Annotated in this window: 17 protein-coding genes; 11 read left to right on the top strand and 6 right to left on the bottom strand. The window is 41.8% G+C overall.

Going from position 1 to position 21448, the window contains the following annotated elements; translation table 11 throughout:
• The first annotated feature begins 32 nt into the window (after window positions 1-32).
• From polA to JMX93_RS08565, 4 genes are all read left to right on the top strand, one after another.
• Window positions 33-2987 carry a DNA polymerase I gene (polA, locus tag JMX93_RS08580; protein WP_499204452.1) on the top strand — a complete coding sequence of 985 codons (2955 nt, stop codon included), beginning with the start codon at window positions 33-35 and terminating at the stop codon, window positions 2985-2987.
• Between the two features lie 172 nt (window positions 2988-3159).
• The gene (locus JMX93_RS08575; RefSeq protein ID WP_499204451.1) at window positions 3160-4344 is read left to right on the top strand and encodes a hypothetical protein; all 1185 of its coding nucleotides are present in this window, start codon (window positions 3160-3162) and stop codon (window positions 4342-4344) included.
• A gap of 251 nt (window positions 4345-4595) precedes the next feature.
• Window positions 4596-5144, top strand: a complete 549-nt coding sequence (locus JMX93_RS08570) for a hypothetical protein (protein ID WP_227685415.1) — start codon at window positions 4596-4598, stop codon at window positions 5142-5144.
• A 195-nt stretch (window positions 5145-5339) separates the two neighbouring features.
• Window positions 5340-6125, top strand: coding sequence for an SDR family NAD(P)-dependent oxidoreductase (locus tag JMX93_RS08565; RefSeq protein ID WP_499204450.1), 786 nt, complete (start codon window positions 5340-5342; stop codon window positions 6123-6125).
• A gap of 65 nt (window positions 6126-6190) precedes the next feature.
• On the opposite strand, the gene JMX93_RS08560 is transcribed toward JMX93_RS08565, so the two are convergent.
• The gene (locus tag JMX93_RS08560; protein ID WP_499204449.1) at window positions 6191-7486 is read right to left on the bottom strand and encodes a right-handed parallel beta-helix repeat-containing protein; all 1296 of its coding nucleotides are present in this window, start codon (window positions 7484-7486) and stop codon (window positions 6191-6193) included.
• A 192-nt stretch (window positions 7487-7678) separates the two neighbouring features.
• On the opposite strand from JMX93_RS08560, the gene JMX93_RS08555 reads away from it, so the two are divergent.
• Window positions 7679-8014, top strand: coding sequence for a hypothetical protein (locus tag JMX93_RS08555; protein ID WP_499204448.1), 336 nt, complete (start codon window positions 7679-7681; stop codon window positions 8012-8014).
• A 118-nt stretch (window positions 8015-8132) separates the two neighbouring features.
• Here the strand turns inward: JMX93_RS08555 and JMX93_RS08550 are convergent, their stop codons facing one another.
• Window positions 8133-8948 carry a BPSS1780 family membrane protein gene (locus tag JMX93_RS08550; RefSeq protein ID WP_193013196.1) on the bottom strand — a complete coding sequence of 272 codons (816 nt, stop codon included), beginning with the start codon at window positions 8946-8948 and terminating at the stop codon, window positions 8133-8135.
• A 199-nt stretch (window positions 8949-9147) separates the two neighbouring features.
• Entirely contained in the window at window positions 9148-10167 is a 1020-nt protein-coding gene (gene hemH / locus JMX93_RS08545; RefSeq protein ID WP_499204447.1) for a ferrochelatase, read from the bottom strand.
• Window positions 10168-10655: 488 nt separating this feature from the next.
• Between hemH and metX the strand changes: the two genes are divergently transcribed.
• The 5 genes from metX (at window position 10656) to trhO (ending at window position 16259) form a co-directional block, all read left to right on the top strand.
• Entirely contained in the window at window positions 10656-12071 is a 1416-nt protein-coding gene (gene metX / locus JMX93_RS08540; protein ID WP_499204461.1) for a homoserine O-acetyltransferase MetX, read from the top strand.
• Window positions 12068-12685 (top strand): methionine biosynthesis protein MetW, encoded by a 618-nt coding sequence (metW, locus tag JMX93_RS08535; protein WP_045443684.1) that lies wholly within the window; start codon window positions 12068-12070, stop codon window positions 12683-12685. Before metX ends, metW begins: the two co-directional genes overlap by 4 nt.
• Before the next feature lie 389 nt (window positions 12686-13074).
• Window positions 13075-13656 (top strand): tetratricopeptide repeat protein, encoded by a 582-nt coding sequence (locus JMX93_RS08530; protein ID WP_193013197.1) that lies wholly within the window; start codon window positions 13075-13077, stop codon window positions 13654-13656.
• A gap of 145 nt (window positions 13657-13801) precedes the next feature.
• Window positions 13802-14929 (top strand): HNH endonuclease, encoded by a 1128-nt coding sequence (locus JMX93_RS08525; RefSeq protein ID WP_499204446.1) that lies wholly within the window; start codon window positions 13802-13804, stop codon window positions 14927-14929.
• Window positions 14930-15173: 244 nt separating this feature from the next.
• Window positions 15174-16259, top strand: a complete 1086-nt coding sequence (gene trhO, locus JMX93_RS08520) for an oxygen-dependent tRNA uridine(34) hydroxylase TrhO (protein ID WP_198333391.1) — start codon at window positions 15174-15176, stop codon at window positions 16257-16259.
• 109 nt (window positions 16260-16368) lie between these two features.
• Here the strand turns inward: trhO and uraH are convergent, their stop codons facing one another.
• Together uraH and serA are read right to left on the bottom strand one after the other, a co-directional pair.
• Window positions 16369-16800, bottom strand: coding sequence for a hydroxyisourate hydrolase (uraH, locus tag JMX93_RS08515; protein WP_198333390.1), 432 nt, complete (start codon window positions 16798-16800; stop codon window positions 16369-16371).
• A 411-nt stretch (window positions 16801-17211) separates the two neighbouring features.
• Complete coding sequence (gene serA / locus JMX93_RS08510; RefSeq protein ID WP_198333389.1) at window positions 17212-18438, bottom strand: phosphoglycerate dehydrogenase; 1227 nt, start codon at window positions 18436-18438, stop codon at window positions 17212-17214.
• A 481-nt stretch (window positions 18439-18919) separates the two neighbouring features.
• Between serA and JMX93_RS08505 the strand changes: the two genes are divergently transcribed.
• Window positions 18920-20362: a D-2-hydroxyglutarate dehydrogenase gene (locus tag JMX93_RS08505; RefSeq protein ID WP_499204445.1), complete on the top strand. Its 1443-nt coding sequence runs from the start codon at window positions 18920-18922 to the stop codon at window positions 20360-20362.
• A 121-nt stretch (window positions 20363-20483) separates the two neighbouring features.
• Here the strand turns inward: JMX93_RS08505 and JMX93_RS08500 are convergent, their stop codons facing one another.
• Window positions 20484-21113, bottom strand: a complete 630-nt coding sequence (locus JMX93_RS08500; RefSeq protein WP_499204444.1) for a BLUF domain-containing protein — start codon at window positions 21111-21113, stop codon at window positions 20484-20486.
• Between the last annotated feature and the right edge of the window lie 335 nt (window positions 21114-21448).

The following is a 21448-nucleotide window of genomic DNA, read 5'->3' as shown; positions in this document are numbered from 1 at the left end:
CTAGCTGATAAGTGACTTTTATGGCGGACAATATGACAGACAGTGATCACAACTCCCATCAAGCGCTTGACCCTAAAGCCTTACCAAATTTTGATACCATGCCCAACGTAGCGACTATGGACACCAGTCATGTGGACAAAAATCAGCCACCTTTTATTTTGGTTGATGGCTCTTACTATCTGTTTCGCACTTATCATGCCCTGCCAAAAACCATGCAAAACTCGCAAGGCCTGATAACCAATGCCATCCGTGGCACGCTCAATGCGCTTCTCAAGCTGATGCGCCGTTATCACCCTACTCATATGGCAGTTTGCTTTGATACCAAGTCACCCACTTTTCGCCACCATATGTCTGCTGATTACAAGGCTGCTCGTCCACCCATCGATATAGAGTTGCTAGAGCAAATTCCTTATATCCATCGCTTGGTAACCGCCTTAGGCATTCCACTGTTACGCATCGAAGGTGCAGAAGCGGATGATATCATCGGTACACTCACACATCGTGCAGTCGAGCAAGGTCATCATGTGGTCATCTCCACGGGTGATAAAGACATGATGCAGCTGGTCAATGACTGTGTAATATTGGAAGACAGCTTTACTGGCAAAGTCACCGATATCCAAGCAGTCATTGATAAGTTCGGTATCAATCCAAACCAAATGATTGATTTTTTGACATTGATGGGTGATGCCTCGGACGGTATCAAAGGCGTGCCAGGTATCGGTAAAAAGACGGCGAAAGACTTACTCATAGAGTATGGTGATATCGACAATATGTTAAAGCATATTGGCTTTATTAAAGGTCGCGGTGCCAAAGGCTTGATTGAACATGCCGACGATATTCCATTCAATGCCAAACTGGCCACTATCGTCACAGACTTAGATATCGGTCAAGACTGGAATGACTTAAAAATCAATACAGATCCTTGTGCCTATATAGATGAATTGCGCGAGTTATATAGCGAGCTTGAGTTTAGAAATGAGCTGGCCTCTCTCGACCATCCAAACCATCCAGCAAATGGGGCACAAAGTGTCGAACATAGCCAAGCAGATGCTGAATCACAAGCACAAGTTGCCAAATCTCTGCAATCATCCAATATTGAAAATGTCCAAAACGGCAAAGAGCATGATAGAGCGTGGCATACTGTGCTCGACGAACCAGCTTTTGAGAGTCTAGTCGAATTATTAGAGTCTGCGCCACATTTTGTCATCGATACCGAAACCACTAGCGTCCATTGGCGTCAAGCACAAATCGTCGGGTTGTCCTTTGCAGTACAAGCGCATGAAGCTTATTACATTCCACTTACGCATAGTCTAGAAGGTGACGAGCTGACGGCTAAACAGCTCGATCGTGATACCGTTCTAACACGCCTAAAACCTATTTTGGAAAACCCAAATATCGGTAAAATCGGTCAACACCTAAAGTATGACGCGCATATCCTCGCTCACTATAATATTGACCTAGTCGGTGCAATACATGAGCAGCCCAATAACTGGGCAATGGACACCATGCTTGCCAGCTACGTTATCAATGCGGCAGCCACTCGCCATGGTATGGACGATTTAGCACGTCATTATTTACAGACTCAAACCATCAGCTATGAAGATGTCGCTGGTAAAGGTGCTAAGCAAGTCACCTTTGATCAAGTCGCCATCGATATCGCTAGTGACTATGCTTGTGAAGATGCCGATATCACCTATCAGCTATTTGAAGTGTTTAGCGTCGAGCTGGCAAACGATGCCAATAATGCCAAATTACTACACGAGCTAGAGATTCCAACGGCGGAGATACTTTGTCAAATGGAAGCAAACGGTATTTTAATCAAGCGTCCATTTTTAAACGAGCTATCAAAACGCTTTGATGAAGAGATTATCGCGCTAGAAAAACGCGCCTATGAAGTGGCAGGTGAAGAGTTTAATTTAGGCTCACCCAAGCAGCTTGGTGAAATGTTATTTGAAAAACTCGGCGTTCCGGGTGGTAAAAAGACCAAATCAGGTCAATACTCTACTGGCGAAGCCGTGCTGTCCAAAATCGATCACCCATTGGTCGATATTACCTTAGAGTATCGCGGTTTATCTAAGCTCAAAAGCACTTATACCGATGCGCTTGATAATGTCGCAGATAGCGAAACTGATCGCGTACACACCAGCTATCATCAAGCATTGACCAGTACTGGGCGTTTGTCTTCAACTGATCCCAATTTACAAAATATTCCGATTCGTACCGCGACTGGTCGCTTAATTCGTCAAGCCTTTATCGCACCAAAAGGTCGTGTTATTTTAGCGGCGGATTACTCACAAATCGAGTTGCGTTTGATGGCGCACTTCTCAGGTGATAAGAACTTAACTGACGCCTTTAATGAAGGGTTAGATATTCACGCTGCGACTGCCGCTGAAGTACTTGGCAAAGATGTAGCGGACGTAACCTCGACCGAGCGCCGTAATGCCAAAGCCATTAATTTTGGTCTGCTATACGGTATGAGCGCCTTTGGACTTGCCAAGCAATTGCAAATGAGCCGCAATGAGGCACAAGATTATATCGATATGTACTTTGATCGCTATCCGGGTGTCAAAAACTATATGATTAATACTCGCGCCAGTGCTCACGAGCAAGGCTATGTCGAGACGATACTGGGTCGTAAGCTCTATACCCCTGATATCACTCATAGCAACCGTATGGTCAAGCAAGGCGCTGAACGTGCTGCGATTAATGCGCCACTTCAAGGCTCAGCGGCAGATTTAATCAAGCTGGCTATGATTGCCGTCGATAAGGTATTACCCAAAGAACAAGCCAAAATGCTGCTACAAGTCCATGATGAACTGGTGTTTGAAGTTGATAGTGACAAGGTTGATGAAATCAGCCAGTTGATTACTACTGCGATGCAAGATGTCTTAACAACAACTGCTGTCGAAAAAGGCTGGAACGTGGATTTTGCCGTGCCGTTATTGGTTGAGACGGGTGCTGGCGAGAATTGGGATGAGGCGCATTAAAGTAATGCTAAGCATAAATAAATGAAATTGAAAAAGGCTAGGCAAAGTGCCTAGCCTTTTTCTTATTAGCAGATTTAAAGCATCTCAAATAACGACCTTCTTGTAATTGACAACCTATGGCATAATACTTTTGTTTGTCCTTTTTAGCTACCTAAAGTAATTGAAGCTCTCCATGATTAAACCAGCAAATCTCAATATCATTGCCCTTTACACACTTACCAGTCTAAGTTTATGCACGCAAGCATGGGCAGATACTACGCCCACCACAGAGCCGAAAGTCGAACCGCTAAAATCTAACACGGCTTCGTTATCTCATGATGCTAACTCTCATCGTGATAAAAACCTCAGTATTAATCGTGATGAAAGCCTCAATCAATTTGGCTATCAACCTCAACCTACCGAAACATCTGCCGAACAGCCTGCTCAATCAGTACAAGAAGCACAAAACTGGACGGACGAACGCCGTGAATACGTCCAAGATCAACTGCATGAATGGGCACACAAAATGGACGGTTGGTTCGGCGAACCGGATCCCCAAAAACCCGCCAAAGCCAGTTTACGAGTTGTATTAGATACCCGCTGGGTCAACGATCCACAATCAGGCAGCGAGGTGAGCATTGAGCCTAGAATTCGTGGCCGCTTACGATTGCCAGTGTTAGAGAAAAGATTGAGCCTGATTATCGGTGATGAGGATTTGGATGAGGATACTTTCTTAAAACAAAATGTGACGGGTGATACTTACCAAGCAAGCACCAGTAACAAAAACGGACTCGTCAACAGGAGAAAAACGCGAGAAGACAATGGTTCTATCGCCCTTCGTTGGTCACGTTTTAGTCATGAGGTTGAGCAGCAGTTAGGAGTGAAGACAGATGTCGATGTCGGAGTTCGCTCGCTCGATGACCTATACTTAAAAGTGAGCGTCGATAAAGACTGGTATGAAAGCAAAAAATGGACTGTCACTAGTGATAGTTACTATCGTTATGGACTCGATAGTGAGCACTATGCAAAAGGCGGACTAAATCTGCAATATGGTACAAATGCTGATCGGTTCATCAATAATCGCACCGCCATTCGTTATCGTAATCAAGACGATGAAGAGCGCACAGACTGGAGCAACGATCTCAGACAAGTACACTATTTTGGCAATGAAAAACAGCTGGCTTATGGTATCTCTACGGGCGGTTACTTTGACCATGATAAATCAACATTAAACAGCTATGGCCCTGCTATGAGCTACCGCCAACCCGTTTGGCGAGAGTGGCTTTATGTACAAACAGAACTAAACTATTACAATGATAAAACAGCAAATAAAGACCATTACCCGTCAGCATTATTACGGATGGAAGCCTTATTTTAATGCTGCCATCTATTGAACTAGCTATGCCATCATGGGTATAAATAGCCGATAGAAATGTGTGTAATAAAGAGCATTTGTTTGCTTTTATTAATAATGACATATGACTCATTAGTTATATTAAATAACGTTATAGCGCTGACGTTGGCGTTATAATAGCTGCTTATTGCGTTGTATGTAATTAGATAATTTTCGGTCTACAGTGAGCCTTTGTGCTCACTTTTTTTATTTTCAAAAACCAGGAGGTTTTTATTTTGAATTCAGATGGCATCATCGAAGCCCCCGGTATCATTATTTTATTCGCCTGTCTGCTACGTTGCTTACAGTATTTACTACAGAGTTCTGCCATAAATACTTTTAAACAGATTCGAGCTTTTTGGCTAGCAGCGGTGCTGGTATTCTTTGCCGTGATACGCCGTGAGTTAAATTATCTACCAGACTTATTGGTTCCCACTGACTTTATGTTGCTCAGTCATTCTTATGACTGGTGGGAAGACGTCGTCCTGACCATCGTTTATTTGCTTATCATTGGCTTATTGGCTTATGCATGGCGCTACCTTTGGGCAATATTAAAAAAGGTGCCAGTGTCTTTGTATCTCACCGTCGTCGCCTTAGTATTATTAGAATATATGGGTGAAAACGCCATTATGATTCCCGAAGCTTTGGGCGTTATCATAGAAGAGCTGTCAGAAACTGCTGTTTATGGCATTGCCTTGATTTATTTGTGGCGCTTGAACTTAAACGATTACGACTGTCAATCAAAAAAGGCAAGCGAGCTGCATTATCAAACAGCTTCACGTTAATGCAAAATGTCTTTGCTGATAGCGATAAATACTTGTACTTACTATATTACTCACCCTGCGCTCTACATCAATAGTCATACTCTCTAGCAAAATACATTTAGACGAATTTGTTATACTAATAATAAGCCCGAGGGATAAGCACTCTAATATACGACCTCGATTTACTCATGATTAATAACGATTAAGTCACTTATTATGAATATATTGATTACAGGCGCATCACGTGGTATCGGTTTGGCAACAGCGAAAAAGCTGGCGGAAAAAGGCCATCATATTGGGTTGTTTGCGACCAATACCGCGACCCTTGAAAGCGCCATTAAAGACAAATCTTTCAAAAAATCCGCCAAACAACAGCGTATTATCACAGGTCAGCTGGATGTCACTCAGCCTGACTCATGGGACAATGCTATCAATCAAATGGTTGAACATTTCGGTGGTATTGATGCACTCATCAATAATGCTGGGGTGCTGGTCAGTGGCGCATTGCCAACGACCAACCTAGATGAGCAATTGGCTTTAATTGACGTCAATTGTAAAGGCGTTTTGATTGGCTGTCATAAACTGGCGCCTTATCTGGCGGATAGCAAAGACGGCAAAATTATCAATGTGTCCTCCGCTTCTGCTATTTATGGTCAACCCGAAGTCGCAACTTATGCTGCCAGCAAGTTTTTTGTGCGTGGTCTCACGGAAGGCCTTAATATTGAGTACGAAAAATTGGGTATCAAGGTTATCGATGTGATGCCGCTGTGGGTCAAATCTGACATGACTGCCGATATCGAAGTGACCAGTATGGATCGCTTGGGCATCCATCTAACCGTCAACGATGTGGCCAAAACATTGTGTAAACTGACGACCAGCCCCAATCGTAAACTCAAAAGTACGCATTACTCTGTGGGCGCGCCCGCGAAACTCTTTCAGACACTGTCACAAGTGACGCCTGATCCGCTTATCCGCTGGATCAACACCAGAGTTGGTGCTTAATAAAAATATCGCCTATTCGTTATACTGTTATTGACCGTCAACGCTTATTTAATATAAAACCACATTTACGGCTGCTCAATATGAGTGGCCGTTTTGCTTGCCTCATGAATTTTTATGGCTTGCTCAGCGGTCTTATCAATGAAAATATTGTTTTGAATAACCGTCCCTTTTATCGCTCCTGCTGCGCTGTCTTCCCGAATTTCAGAACCGACATAAATAGGTAAACGCACGTTCGCTGCAAACTTATTGCCAGCTATTAGCGTGTCATCATCCTCCACGATAATGCCCTGCTCGACTTGCTCAAAGCGATTATCGATGATTTTATTGTCCTTAGCGCTGTCTAAATGATAGCTAGCAAATGCTGTCTTTTTAAGCAAATAAGCACCGCATTCAAAACCTTTGAGATTGCGCGACTGTCTTGATGCGACCCAAACCCCGACTGGCTCGTCGTTAAAAATATTGCCACGAATTATATTGTCTCGGCTCGACTCGGTACGCTTAAAGTGATTGCCTCGCGCCTGATCATCGGCATGCTCAAAGCAATTGCGATACAGCAATATACTGCCTGCACCATTATGGATAAATTGATTATTCTCGATACGATTATTGCTCGACGAATCCACGGCAATGGCCTCACGATTGGGCTTAAAGGTACGGAATCCGTTACCGATAAACACTGAATTTTTAATCACATTATCACGACTGCCAAATTCTAAATATAGCCCAACGGTGCCTGCGTTTTGAATACGTACTTTATCAAAGCTCACGCCATGCACATGATCACCGACGAACATGCCACTATTGATACTGTTTTGGCTACTCACATTAATCACGCGAATATCACTTGGTGCAAGAGCACGATTGGCAGCAGGGTCTATCAAGCCGCGCGCGTAGCGCTGATTGGGCTGGCTATATTGGCGAATATGTAGCGCATGACCGTAGCCATCCACATGACAGTTGGCAACCACGATATCTTTGATAGCGCTATCTGTCTTGGGTTTAATCATAATTGCGCTGGCCGTTGACTCATCATCAGTACGGGTACTGAGCAAAGCGCCCTGACAGTCGAGTGAGCTGTGCGAATCATTCAACTCAAAGCGTATCGACTTGGCTGTCAAATCACAGCTTGCACTAAGTACACTATGACCTTTTACCTTAACTATTTGCTTCGGCGTTAATTGTTCGCAATCTATGGTTGTCGTGGCTTTTGGCAGTTTGGCATCAATCACAAGCGGCGGCTTTGCTACCACATCATCAAGTCCCACATCACTATTGGCAAACGTTAAACGTTCACAAGCGGCCAGACCTATCGCGCTGCTTATCAACGTGGCGGTCAGTAGTAATTTATTGAGAGATGACATGTAGAACCTTCTTATTTTATAAAATTGTCTTATTTTATTGGGAAGCGCATTCATTTTACTGACTGTCTTACATTTTTTGAACATCCTGTGACACCTTACTACTATCGGTGGGCATCATAACGCGTCACACTGACTTTGATAAATAAACCTTCATAAATAAAATCGATAATAACCATTAATAATAAGGAAACCATGATGGACAATTCAAAAAGCCCATTACCAGATGCAATGGATCATATTCAAGACGATACGGACATCAATGATAACAGCCAAGAAATTGATTTAGACGATCCTATGTTACATACCATTGATAATGATGATGTAATTGACAATAGCGCAGGATTTGACAACTCGCAAGCTGGAAGTGATGTGATTCAAGGACTAACCCCCATGCATCGCCAAAATATAGACGAATCACGGATCGACGAAGTATTAGTGGACGACAATTTGGATGACAGCGACTATCCTGACATTGTCGATATCGCTGATAGAGAGGCGGCGGAACGTAGTAACGATGACGACTTTTAACTAAGCTCTCTCATGATAAAAAAGCTCTCACACCATAAAAAAGCACGCTCAATATAACGGGCGTGCTTTTTTATGGTGCTTACAGTACTTCTGATACTAGGGTCTGTTAAGCAATCAACTATACCGCTGACAAGGGCTGATCTGTCCAAACGTCTCGGTAACTAGTGTAGTAGGTAATCATACCTATTGGAAACAGTACTAGAAGACCTAGTCCTAGTGTAAAAACTACCATCAATATCATTATTATAGGAGCAATCAACCAAAAAACTAAAAATGGTAAGATGTTTTTTAAACACCCTTTAAAACTCATTTTCATTGCCTGAACGGGCTCAATGTTGTGAAGCACAATTAAAGCAGGTGCAAACCAGATAGCCATAAGTACAGGAAATAATAGTATAAAAAGTAGTAAAGAACCCAATACTATACCTACAATAGCAACGTCACTTGACTCCTGACCTAAAGACAAAGCCATACCGCCGAATATAATCAGCATAGGTATCATTGCAACAATAATAGCCACTAAATACAATACGAATAAAATAATTAATGGCTTGAGATGCGTATAAAAGGCTGAAAAAAGATGATCAAATCTCAGCTCGTTGCCTACAGCTTGATCGGCGCAGCCTTTTATTATTCCACCAACAAAAACAAAGGAAAGAAAAGGGAAAATGAAATTTATCACGGGTACGCTACTGCCAATCATAGCAATGACTAAATAAGCAACACCTATAGCTAACCATAATAAGAATTGATCTTTAAATATTGCAAATGCTTTGGTAATCCAACTTATACCCCATCCTGCTTGGCACATTCGAGGTTCTGCCAATAACTGCGGTAATAGGCCACCATACTCGTCCGTTGGCGGTAATTTCGGTGGTTGGCCGTTAGGTTTTTGTAGAGACACAGAGGGTTGTGAATCGTTAAAGCTGGACATGTTTATCCTCAAAAATAAAGTTAAGCAAACGTAAAATTAACAATGGCAATAAAACAAAATTTTGTTTGGCCTATTTTTACATATCAGTCACAAAAAATCCCAACTTTATTCTATTTTAATCAACTTCATTAAAATTATTTAGCCAAAAAAATACCGAACATGATGTCCGGCATTTTTTATGATTTACAAATACAGTCAATTAAGCCCAACCATCTAGCGTTCCCGCCCAGCCTTTGACCAATGGCGCACTAAGCGCTTCAAGCAAATCAATGTGCGCCTCATCCAAGTTCAATGCAGGAATATAGTGATATTCTTGTCCACCCGCGTGGAGAAAGTTTTCACGGTTCTCAATGGCAAGCTCTTCTAGCGTTTCCAGACAATCAGCAGAAAAAGCCGGACTAATGACTTGTACCGAGCGCACACCTGACTTGCCCCAATCTTCTAGTACCACATCGGTATAGGGCTTGACCCATTCTTGCTTACCAAAGCGTGATTGAAAACTGATAATCCATTCATCATCCTTTAGGCCAAGCGCATGAGCCACTTGTGCAGCGGTACATTTACAACGCTTAGGATACGGATCGCCTTTATCAGCATAAGGCTGCGGGATACCGTGAAAGCTAAACATCAGCTTGTCAGGCTTGCCATGCTCTGCTTGAAAACGGCGAATCGAATCGGCCAATGCTTGGATGTACAGCGGATGCGCAAAGTAATCTTTGACGATGGTATAGTTCGGCAAATTGCGCTGCTTGAGCGTCCACTTCGTCAGCGCATCATAAACAGCGCCACCAGAGGAAGCCGAATATTGCGGAAATAATGGCAAGATAACAAAGTGATCAACGCATTCACCGCGCAAAGTATCCATCACATCAGGCAGACCAGGATTGCCATAGCTCATCGCCGGATGGACAGAAACCCGAAATGGCGCGGCACTATTTGCAAGCCGTGGTTCTAATAGCTCCACTTGGCTTTTTAATATCTTACGAATCGGTGAGTCGCCTTCCCAAATACTGGCATAAGCTTTTGCCACACGTTTAGGACGGCTTGGCAATACAAATAAATTGAGAATAATCGCCCACAAAAACTTAGGAATCTCGATGACACGGGGATCAGACAAAAACTGTTTTAAGTAACGACGTACGGCAGGCGCTGTTGGCTCATCTGGCGTACCTAAGTTCACTAATAGGACGGCAATACGGGGAGGCAGTTCAGGTTTCATAGCAGCACTATTTTATTATTAGGTTAATTAAAGAAGAATATGCGATAAAAGATTATTAAGTCATGATTGAATAAATGCTTTATTAGTGTAGCATTTTATCCATTAATAACGCAGGGTAAAAGCACACTTATACAATTTGATACTTAGTTACTATTTATTAATATTCTTCAATTATTAATTGACCCCAACCCTTCTCTGTCTACCACTCATTTTCCCTAAAAACTATGCTTAAAAGACTATGCTCAAAAGACTCGCTCGACGGTTGTACTCCTACGCGCATCACCATACAATAGGCAAGCACATTGTAAGAAAAACATTTAGAAAACAGTGTCGGCAAAGCAGTATTGGCAACACTGCCTATCGACAGTTTGCCCTTTTTATTTTATTGATGATTGTTGTCTTGCGAGGTAGCTTTGAACGCACGCCCTAATAATACCAGTGACCAGTCCCCGACAGATACGCTTCATTCGGCGAGCCTAGTTAATCCCATGGACTCAGTCAGTTCAGTTGGAATTGTCACGCCTCAGATTTTTCATTTCGCTGAGCCGTTGACGTTAGAATGTAATCGTACTTTGCCATCGTTTGATTTAATCATCGAAACTTATGGCACGCTAAATAGCGACAAATCAAACGCGGTACTCATTTGCCACGCCCTATCAGGCAGTCATCACGCGGCAGGTTTTCATAGTGCTGATGATAAAAAGGCTGGCTGGTGGGACAATATGATTGGCCCTAACAAAGCCATCGATACCAATCAGTTTTATGTCGTATGTGTCAATAACATCGGCAGCTGTTTCGGCTCTACCGGTCCAACGACCATTAATCCTGACAGCATCGATTCAGACCAGAACCATTTAGACAAAAACAATTTAAACAAAAGTAATCAAAGCAGCGAACCACAAGTTTATGGACCTGACTTTCCGCTCGTCACTATTAAAGACTGGGTAAAAACCCAAGCGATGCTCTCAGACCGTCTCGGTATTGACGTTTGGCATGCCGTCGTTGGTGGATCCATGGGTGGTATGCAGGCGCTGCAATGGTCAGTTGATTATCCAAATCGGTTAAAACGCTGTGTGGTCATCGCCAGTACGCCAAAGCTCTCAGCCCAAAACATCGCTTTCAACGAAGTGGCACGCCAGTCCATTTTATCTGACCCTGATTTTAAAGAGGGACGTTATTTACAAGCAGGCACCTACCCTCGTCGCGGACTAATATTGGCTCGGATGGTTGGGCATATCACCTACTTGACCGATGACGCGATGAAGGCAAAGTTTGGTCGTGATTTAAAATCTGGCAAATTTATGTATGGCTACGATGTTGAGTTCCAAGTGGAAAGCTATCTACGCTATCAAGGCGAGCGCTTTAGCGAAAATTTCGATGCCAATACTTATTTGCTCATGACCAAAGCCTTAGATTATTTTGATCCAACACGTGATTATCCATCAGCCATGGCAACAAACGCTATAGAATCAGCAGCGCAACTTGAAGACTCGATCGTCACATCAGTGGAATCTAGTAAAAAAAATATGCAACATGCGTTAGAAGATACGGTGGCAACGATAGATGAGAGTGAACAGAATCGCCAACAAGAGCTGTCTGCGCTCAAAGCGGCCTTTGCCCATACGCAATGCCAATACTTGGTGGTCTCATTTACCACGGATTGGCGTTTTGCACCCGAGCGCTCACAAGAGATTGTCGATGCACTGATGGCCACTGGCAAACCCGTTAACTATATCAATGTCGATGCGCCGCATGGTCATGATTCTTTCTTATTTGATATTCCTCGTTATATGGGTGCCGTCCGAGGATTTTTGACTGCGCCATTTATCACTGGTAGCAAATCAAAACAGCCAGCAAAAAGTACAAATCAAAACAGCCAGCAAAAAGCAGGAGCACGCTCATGAGAATGGATCATCAATTGGCTGAGCGCTGGATTGCGCCGCACTCACATGTACTGGACTTGGGCTGCGGTAATGGTGAGCTACTCGCGCATTTACAACAAAATCGTGGCGTAACTGGCTACGGGCTTGAAATTGACGAAGAAAAAATCAATGATGGTATCGCCAAAGGCTTATCTATCATCGAGCAAGATCTGAATGATGGTCTGGCACGCTTCGCTGATAACAGTTTCGATACCGTCGTCATGGCACGGGCGCTGCAAGCGGTAAAATCGCCTGATGTGCTCTTACTTGACATGCTACGTGTTGCCCGCGAAGCCGTCATCACCTTCCCCAATTTTGCCCATTGGCAAAACCGCATTCATTTAGGGCTTAAAGGAATGATGCCTGTCTCAGAAGCATTGCCTTATGAGTGGTATAACACTCCCAATATTCATCTATGTACTTTTAAAGATTTTGAGCAGCTTTGTGCACAGCATGATATTCATATCGTCAACCGTTTTGCCGTCAGCGATTCTGAAAAAGGTCATACACCACTTATGAAAGCATTGATACGCCAAGCACCCAACCTATTGGCAGACGTCGCTATCTATCGTGTCACCAAACAAAAACCTGAATAATATTTTTGTCTACTTAGTATTGATTGAAAGAAGTAGCACGGTTCATAAATACAAATTTTAACCTTAATGACAGGTTAATTTATTCTTACGCTTAAGTAACTCTATGATTTTATTGAGGACAATGCGGTATGAATAAGCATTAAACCATGTAATTAGTATTTGAGTTTCGTAAGTTTGGGTGTTAAGCTAGCAAAATAGTGTCAATCGCACCCTGATTCTGACCGTTTATCGGTTCGATTAAAGGAATTTGCCACACTACATCGATTAATTATATTGCTAATGATTAGGTAAGTTGGTATCGCAAGATTTCACCTAATTGTTATCGCCGTCTAAACCGTTTTAGCGGTGCAACTTTTTTTGCTTATTAACTGCCTAATTTTGGAGCTGCTATGAAATTATTAAAAGCTGCGTTGTTTACTGCCTTATTTTCTTGTGCAGGTCTAGCAAACGCTGAGTTAATATCAAATGTGCCACTTGATACTTCACGTTTTGAGCTAATGCCAGTCAGTGAATTGTCTAACCGTGCTGCCCAAGGTAACGATCATGCTCAGTTTTATTTAGCCAAGCGCTTACAGAAAGGCGAAGGCGTTGCACAGAATACTAAACAAGCCATCCAGTGGTATACCAAAGCGGCTCAGCAAGGCGTTGCCCCTGCTCAGTTGAACCTTGCCATCATGTATCTACGTGGTGAAGGTGTCCAACCTAACCTGCAACAAGCCCGTGTTTGGCTAGAAAAAGCGGCCATGCGCGGCGATAACCGTGCCAGCTATACACTTGCTTTGTTAGATGAAAAGCAAAAAAATCTAGTCGATGCTTATAAATGGTACGATTTGGCTGCCCGTGATGGCATGCTAGATGAAAAAGTACGTAATAAAGCACGCGGTAAAATCGGACAATTGGCCTTGAACTTATCAAGCTCAGACATCGCTAGTGCTCGTAGCAAAGCCGATACTTGGTTCCAAAGTAAGTAACTCCCAAACTGAGTATTTTAGCGAATAAAAATCCAGCCTTTGAGCTGGATTTTTTGTGTACGAAAGCAAAAAATTTATATAAAGTGAAATCAGTTCAATCATATACGCCTGATAAACTTGTAGCCTCCTAAATCGAAGGAATGTTATGCAAACAGTTACCCCAATAACAAACCCATACCTCTTTGAAAAACAGTACGATGCTTTTATAAAGTTTGTAGAAGAAAAGTCAAATATACCTTTTATGTCTTTTGCTTCACATCCTTATACAGATCAACAAGAAGGATATAAGTATCAGATTTACAGAGTTGCTCGCAATAAGCTTTCGTTTCATACATGGAAAAACTATGATATCGGAAGTGGGAAAATTATATTGGCAACCATCGAGGCCATTGAGTTTTCAGATAATAATTTAGTTCCATGGCAAAATCGCTATGGCGAACAAAATCGACCACATCAACCACTTTTTGAAGCAATTGGTAACCCCGTTAAGACAGAAGTAATTGAGAGCGTTTTATTTAACCTTTATCATTCATCAAATGACGAACAAATATTTGATGAGTTGATTAAAATTTTTGGAAGGAACTATTCTCTTTTAGCTTATCTTTATTTTATTAAAGATCACTCAAAATACTTACCTATCGCACCTACTTATTTTGATAGAGCATTCTCATTATTAGGAATAGAGTTCAAAACTAGTCAACGTTGTTCTTGGGAAAATTACTTTATTTATTTGCAACTTATTAGTACTATCAAAATAATGTTAATTGAAGAACTCAAAAATGAGGTTAGCTTATTAGATGCTCATTCGTTTGCTTGGATGCTTTCTGCACAAATGGAAAAAGAAGATAAGCTTGCTGATGTTAGTGAGTATTTAAGTCTTAGTAGTACAGAAAGAGACTCAATTGTAAAATCACGTATTGGTCAAGGTCAATTTAGACAAAGTCTTATCGAATATTGGTCTGCTTGTGCTGTCACTGGATGTAAGGAACTAAAACTATTAAGAGCATCTCATATCAAACCTTGGTCTGAATGCGGAGATATAGAACGTCTTAGCCTTTACAACGGCTTACTTCTATCACCAAATTTGGATGTGTGTTTTGATGCAGGTTTTATAAGTTTCGATGATTTAGGTCATATATTAATCTCAAATAAAATTAGTGACGATGACCTTCAAGCCTTATCTATCAATAAAGAGATGAAGCTATCAAATATTTCGTCTGAGCATAAGAGATATTTACAATATCATAGAAAATCTATCTATAAACAAAGCTGAAAAATACTAAATTTTTCATATAAAGCTCAGTATTTTACTGGACTTTTTTATCTTTTGTCATATTCATGAATGGTTAAATATTTTCCATAACATCAAGTCAATCTACAAACTATTCAAAACCCTGCCAAAATTTGCTACACTACGCGCGCATTAATCAATTCCACAATTTTTTTAATGCTTTAAACTGAAAAGATATTTTAAACCCAACGCACTAGGTTTGCGACCTAGCCAGCAGGAGAAAAACATGAGTACCCTTCAAGACCATAATATAGATAGCAATATTCAAAACAGCACTGTCACCGACAACAAATCAGCCCCTGCCTACGATAGCGTCACTAATAATATTGTCGTTGCCGCTCTATATAAGTTCACGCGTTTTGCTGACTTTGAGCAATACCGCGAGCCAATTTTAAATAACATGCTCGATAATGATGTCAAAGGCACGTTATTGATTGCCAATGAAGGCATTAATGGTACGATTTCTGGCACACGCCAAGGTATCGATAACGTCCTTGAGTATCTGCGCAGTATCGAAGCGATTGGCAGCTTTACCTTTAAAGAATCTTATACCGATGCCCAACCTTTTTATCGTACCAAAGTGAAGCTCAAAAAAGAAATCGTCACCATGGGCGTAGAGAATATTGATCCATTGCAGTCGGTTGGACGCTATGTCAAGCCAAGCGAATGGAATGCGTTAATCTCAGACCCTGACGTCATTCTTATCGACACCCGTAATGATTATGAAGTTAAAATCGGTACGTTCCAAAATGCAGTTAATCCAAATACAGAGACGTTCCGCGAGTTCCCAGAGTACGTGGCAAAAGAGATGGATCCAGCCAAACATAAAAAAGTCGCGATGTTCTGTACAGGTGGTATACGCTGTGAGAAGTCTACTGCTTATATGCGTGAGCAAGGCTTTGAAGAGGTGTATCATTTAGAGGGCGGCATTCTAAAGTATCTAGAAGAAATTCCAGCCAGCGACTCTATGTGGCAAGGCGATTGCTTCGTTTTTGATAACCGTGTGTCGGTCAATCATAACTTAGAAAAAGGCAACTATGAGCAATGCTTCGCCTGCCGTATGCCCATTACTGTCGATGACATGCAAAGCCTTGCTTATATCAAAGGCGAGTCATGCCCACACTGTATCGACAAAGCCACTGATGAGCAAAAAGCCCGTTTCCGTGAGCGCGAGCATCAAATGCAGCTGGCGAAGAAACGTGGCGAAGCGCATATTGGTAGTGATGTGATTGATGTGATTGAGAAACGCAAAGCCGCTAAGATTGAAGCACGTCGTCAAGCAGAGGAAGCCAATAAAGCTAACGCTGAATAAATTTAGAATTGATGAAAGCAAAAAGGACGCCCCAATCAAATATTTGATTGGGGCGTCCTTTTTGCTTTATTAGTACTGACTTATGACTTACTTAGTACGTATATACGGCTTAGCTACCGCGGTAAGTGCTATAGCCGTATGGAGATAAAGTGATTGGCACATGGTAATGGTTATCGCCTTCGATATTGAAGTTGACTTCAACATACGGATAGAAAGATTCTAAACCTTGATTTCGGAAATAAGGAGTCGTCTCAAAAATCAACTTATAAGTACCGTCATGCTCAACGCCGTCTTGATTCGGTAGGAAATTGCCGATACGACCATTATTATCAGTCTTTTGCGTATTAAGCAATTTCCAGCTACCGGTTTTCTCTTGCATCATCAGTTTTACGTTAACGTTTGGTGCTGGTTTGCCCGTGCTAATATCTAAGATATGACTAGATAATTGATATTTCTCTTGATCACCAGCAGCATGACTAGCCGTTGCAGTCATAGCTAATATACTACCAAATGCAGCTGCCTTGAGTAAGTTGTTTTTCATGAATGATCCTATTCAATCGATTGTATGTGTTAAATGAATTATCTTCTTAAGCAACAAGCTATTTGCCCATTTTAAAATATGCTTGTCCGCAGAACATAACCGTGATTTACCTCGAAAACATAATTAATCATATTGTTCATTCAAACTATATTCAGCATTATAGCTTTAATGTACTGGTGTAGTTTAGGTTATCAATCAGACAATATAATTAAGATAATGTTAACTTATATAACAACAAGTATAGTGAATGTAAAAATTACATTAGCTATACCTGATATTACTCATAAATAAAAATATCAATATCGTGATTGAACATTCCAACCGCTTGATTTAAGACAAAAAAATAGCAGACTATCTGAATGATGGTCTGCTATTGCTATGCTTATGGCGATTCTTGTATATAAATCTTATTTAAAATAAAATACGCACGCGAATCGTTTCTTCTACGTCTTTCAACTGATCTAGCGCGGCTGTTGAATCGTTATAATCAACATCCATAACTAGATAGCCGACATCGCCTTCTGTCATTAGGCTCTGTGCTAGGATGTTAATCCCTGCTTCTGCAAACAAACGGTTGATCTGAGACAATACGCCTGGCACGTTTTTGTGGATGTGTAACAGACGATGCGAATTCTCTTTGAACGGAATCGATACTTCTGGAAAGTTCACGGCTGTCGCGGTGTCACCTTGGTCAGAGTATCTAACAAATTTATCAGCAACTTCCAGTCCGATATTGGCCTGTGCTTCTTGGGTTGAGCCACCAATGTGCGGCGTCAAGATGACGTTATCAAATTTACGCAGTGGTGATTCAAACTCTTCGTCAGCAGATTTTGGTTCTTTTGGGAATACGTCGATCGCCGCGCCCAATATCTTACCAGATTCAAGCACAGCGGCTAAGTCATCAATTTCTACGCAAGTACCACGAGCGGCATTGATAAAGTAGCTGCCGTCTTTCATATGCGCGAACTGCTCAGCTTTCATCATATAGCGCGTACTTGGTACATCAGGCACATGCAAAGTCACGATGTCAGCCGTTGATAGTAGCTCTTCTAAGCTACCTACTTGTACCGCATTACCCAGTGGTAATTTGGTCACGGCATCATGATAAATGACTTTCATACCAAAGCTTTCTGCCAAAACAGACAGTTGCGAGCCGATAGAACCATAACCGACGATACCGATAGTCTTACCACGCACTTCATGTGAATTGGTCGCAGACTTGCCCCAACCACCGCGATGTACAGTGGCATTCTTTTCAGGGATACCGCGATATAACATGATAGCTTCGGCCAATACCAGCTCAGCCACCGAGCGGGTATTTGAGTATGGCGCGTTAAAGACGGGAATACCCAAATCACGAGCGGCGTCTAAGTCTACTTGGTTGGTACCGATACAAAAGCAGCCAATACCGATTAGCTTGTGCGCATGCTCAAGTACTTCACGTGTCAATTGCGTACGCGAACGGATACCAATAAAGTGAGCGTCTTTAATCTTTTCGATCAGCTCATCTTGATCTAAAGCGTGACTGATATTCTCGATATTATGATAACCAGCTCCTTCCAATACCTTTAAAGCATTGTCATGTAGACCTTCAAGCAATAAAAACCGGATTTTGTCTTTTTGTAGTGATAACGCCATATGAGAACTGTCCTATAATTGTCTTATAAAATTATCTGAGGGATAATCTGTAGTCGAAGCCGTTTAAAGTAGGTATAAAGCCATCAAGCGCAAACAATACACTAAGTACATTAAATGAGGTTAACGCCGTAACCACTTACAAACGCTTTAACTATGTGGTGGGTGAAACGAAAACAGTCTGGATATCTTACACAAAATTGGGCGGCGATGTTAGCAGATTAGATGAATTATTGGTTATCAAGCCTGAAAACTTTTTATGCTATAGTAAATGACGCTGTTCGACGTTTATTAAACTGTTTTTTGCCATTTATATCCATAAAAATACGCAGCATGACATCTTTCTATCATTGCTTCACTTGCTCACTTATAATTAAATGAATACATACTATATAAACATACCTATGTGGCTATGTTTATATCAATTTAGCGATATAATAATCCCCTTTATGCATAGCGCTTACGTTTATACCGAGATTTGACCATGACTTCTTTATCTAGCCAAAGCACCTCTGACACTTATACAGCTGCCGTTCAAAGCATTTTGAGCACTCTGATAGATACCCATCAGTTTGACGCCAGCCAAATCAAAACCGACGCTGAAAGCCTAGAGCATTGGGGCAAAGACTGGACCAAGCATTTTGCACCAGCAGCTGCCGCCATCGTCTTTCCAAAGACCACCGAACAAGTACAATCTATCGTACTTCTTGCCAATCAGTACAGTGTTGTTCTAACGCCAAGTGGTGGTCGTACTGGTCTATCAGCTGGCGCAGTCGCCGCTAATGGTGAAATAGTCGTTAGTATGGATAAGATGAACCGTATCGGACAGTTCTATCCGGCCGATCGAATAGTTGAAGTCGAAGCGGGCGTCATTACTCAGCAGTTGCAACAGTTCGCAGAATCAAAAGACCTCTACTACCCTGTCGACTTTGCCTCAGCTGGCTCAAGTCAAATAGGTGGCAATATCGGCACCAATGCCGGCGGTATCAAAGTCATACGCTACGGCATGACTCGTCAATGGATTATGGGGCTGACAGTAGTCACTGGTAAAGGTGATATCTTGCAGCTCAACCGCGGTATGGTCAAGAACGCTACGGGTTATGATTTACGTCAACTGTTTATCGGTAGTGAAGGTACGCTTGGCCTCATCACTCACGCACAAATTAAACTTGAGCGTCAGCCCCAAGACTTAAATGTCATGGTGCTGGGTATGGACAGCTTTAATGATGTTATGAATGTGTTATCTGCTTTCCAAGCACAGATTGATTTGACTGCATTTGAATTCTTCGATGATGTGGCGATTGATAAACTGATGGCACACGGTCAAGTACAAGAGCCGTTTGAGTCGCGTACTAAGTTTTATACGCTATTAGAGTTTGAAGCGCCGTACGAGCCGATCATGGATAAAGCCATGGCGATATTTGAACATTGCATGGAACAAGGTTGGGTCGTCGATGGTGTCATGAGCCAAAGCCTCGCACAGGCTGAAGAGCTGTGGAAATTGCGTGAATATATCTCTGAGACTATCTCGGTATTTACCCCTTATAAGAACGATGTATCCGTACTGATAAGCTATGTACCTGAATTTATCACCGAGATTGATCATATCGTCAGCAGTAACTACCCTGACTTTGAGGTTTGCTGGTTCGGTCATATCGGTGATGGTAATTTGCATCTTAATATCTTGAAGCCTGAGAACATGAGCAAAGATGATTTCTTTGCCGAATGCCAAATCGTCAACAAATACGTGTTTGAGACGGTGCAAAAGTATGGCGGTTCGGTCTCTGCTGAGCATGGCGTTGGTATGACTAAAAAGCCTTATCTAAATTATAGCCGCAGCGAGACTGAGATTGATTACTTACGAGAAGTCAAAAAAGTCTTTGATCCAAATAATATTATGAACCGTGGCAAGATTTTTGATATGTAATTAGCACTCTCATCACTTATCTTAAATAAAAAGACGCTAAACCCAAAGGGCTAGCGTCTTTTTTTCATGGATTCTACAAACTATCGATATTCTAAAAGCTCACGAATTTGTGACATTCAACTCATAGATATAACAAGACCAGCGCTACCACTAATAACACACTTAAAAAACCTTGAACGATTAAAAATGCTTGGTGCGGCGCTGCGATATGACGAAACATGTTGCCCAGCGCATTATAGGTAATACCAGCCGCTTTAATATGTGGCGGTGTATCAAAGGTTTTAATAATTTGCAAAAAATTCTCGGTACGATCAGACGACCAATTATGCGGCGTAAATGGAAAATAGTGTGTTAACTGCGCGGCTTGTTGTTTGGTCGCAGGTGACCACAACCAACGCTCTAAAAATAACAAGCGCATACGCCAATCAGCAAAACGCCGATGTTCTATCGTCTGCAATAGCAATATCTCAGTATTCTTGTGACGCTTATCTGCAAATATGCGTTGCTTTAGTGCAAATACGTGCGCTTTCTCACCTTCGATACATTGCAAAAAGTGACCACTACCATAACATAGAGTCCCTGTGATGCCATGCTGTTGGTTATAATTACGCGCATGACATTCCACTTCATCAAATATAGAGGCGCTTAAACGTGAGACTAACGTCAGACTGCTGGCATAGACCAATTGCACCAGCGCTGAGTCTTCTATGTCATCCCACTCACTGACTCTATCGTTGTGATTTAAGGGCATAATAAAATAATCCTAAAAAACCGTTTAAATACGGCCAAACAAACAAAACAACGATGCCCTAATAAAAAAAAGATATCGACTCACAAAAACGTAGCAAATAATTACCACGTTAGACTGTCATTGCTGGAGTAGGTTGTTATGATAACGAGCAAAACAGATAGATCAAAACGAAGCGCTCTAAGAAACGCTGTTTAAAAATATTGTTAGGCTAATATGACCACCAAACTGCTATCCTCAGGTTAAAAACTGCGCTAAACACTTGGCTTATATTAATTCTGACGACTGTTTACGAAAATTATGAACATTTTTTATATTCACTTTAAAATGATATGAGG

Source organism: Psychrobacter muriicola 2pS (assembly GCF_904846535.1).
GTDB lineage: Bacteria > Pseudomonadota > Gammaproteobacteria > Pseudomonadales > Moraxellaceae > Psychrobacter > Psychrobacter aquimaris.
Note: the sequence above shows the minus strand (reverse complement) of the source record. Positions and strands in the feature narration are given on the sequence as shown.

Excerpts from the sequence above, each read along its gene's own strand:
- polA (WP_499204452.1), top strand. The coding sequence starts at position 33 with ATGACAGACAGTGATCACAACTCCCATCAAGCGCTTGACCCTAAAGCC.
- JMX93_RS08575 (WP_499204451.1), top strand. The coding sequence starts at position 3,160 with ATGATTAAACCAGCAAATCTCAATATCATTGCCCTTTACACACTTACC.
- JMX93_RS08565 (WP_499204450.1), top strand. The coding sequence starts at position 5,340 with ATGAATATATTGATTACAGGCGCATCACGTGGTATCGGTTTGGCAACA.
- JMX93_RS08560 (WP_499204449.1), bottom strand. The coding sequence starts at position 7,486 with ATGTCATCTCTCAATAAATTACTACTGACCGCCACGTTGATAAGCAGC.
- JMX93_RS08555 (WP_499204448.1), top strand. The coding sequence starts at position 7,679 with ATGATGGACAATTCAAAAAGCCCATTACCAGATGCAATGGATCATATT.
- JMX93_RS08550 (WP_193013196.1), bottom strand. The coding sequence starts at position 8,948 with ATGTCCAGCTTTAACGATTCACAACCCTCTGTGTCTCTACAAAAACCT.
- hemH (WP_499204447.1), bottom strand. The coding sequence starts at position 10,167 with ATGAAACCTGAACTGCCTCCCCGTATTGCCGTCCTATTAGTGAACTTA.
- metX (WP_499204461.1), top strand. The coding sequence starts at position 10,656 with ATGGACTCAGTCAGTTCAGTTGGAATTGTCACGCCTCAGATTTTTCAT.
- metW (WP_045443684.1), top strand. The coding sequence starts at position 12,068 with ATGAGAATGGATCATCAATTGGCTGAGCGCTGGATTGCGCCGCACTCA.
- JMX93_RS08530 (WP_193013197.1), top strand. The coding sequence starts at position 13,075 with ATGAAATTATTAAAAGCTGCGTTGTTTACTGCCTTATTTTCTTGTGCA.
- JMX93_RS08525 (WP_499204446.1), top strand. The coding sequence starts at position 13,802 with ATGCAAACAGTTACCCCAATAACAAACCCATACCTCTTTGAAAAACAG.
- trhO (WP_198333391.1), top strand. The coding sequence starts at position 15,174 with ATGAGTACCCTTCAAGACCATAATATAGATAGCAATATTCAAAACAGC.
- uraH (WP_198333390.1), bottom strand. The coding sequence starts at position 16,800 with ATGAAAAACAACTTACTCAAGGCAGCTGCATTTGGTAGTATATTAGCT.
- serA (WP_198333389.1), bottom strand. The coding sequence starts at position 18,438 with ATGGCGTTATCACTACAAAAAGACAAAATCCGGTTTTTATTGCTTGAA.
- JMX93_RS08505 (WP_499204445.1), top strand. The coding sequence starts at position 18,920 with ATGACTTCTTTATCTAGCCAAAGCACCTCTGACACTTATACAGCTGCC.
- JMX93_RS08500 (WP_499204444.1), bottom strand. The coding sequence starts at position 21,113 with ATGCCCTTAAATCACAACGATAGAGTCAGTGAGTGGGATGACATAGAA.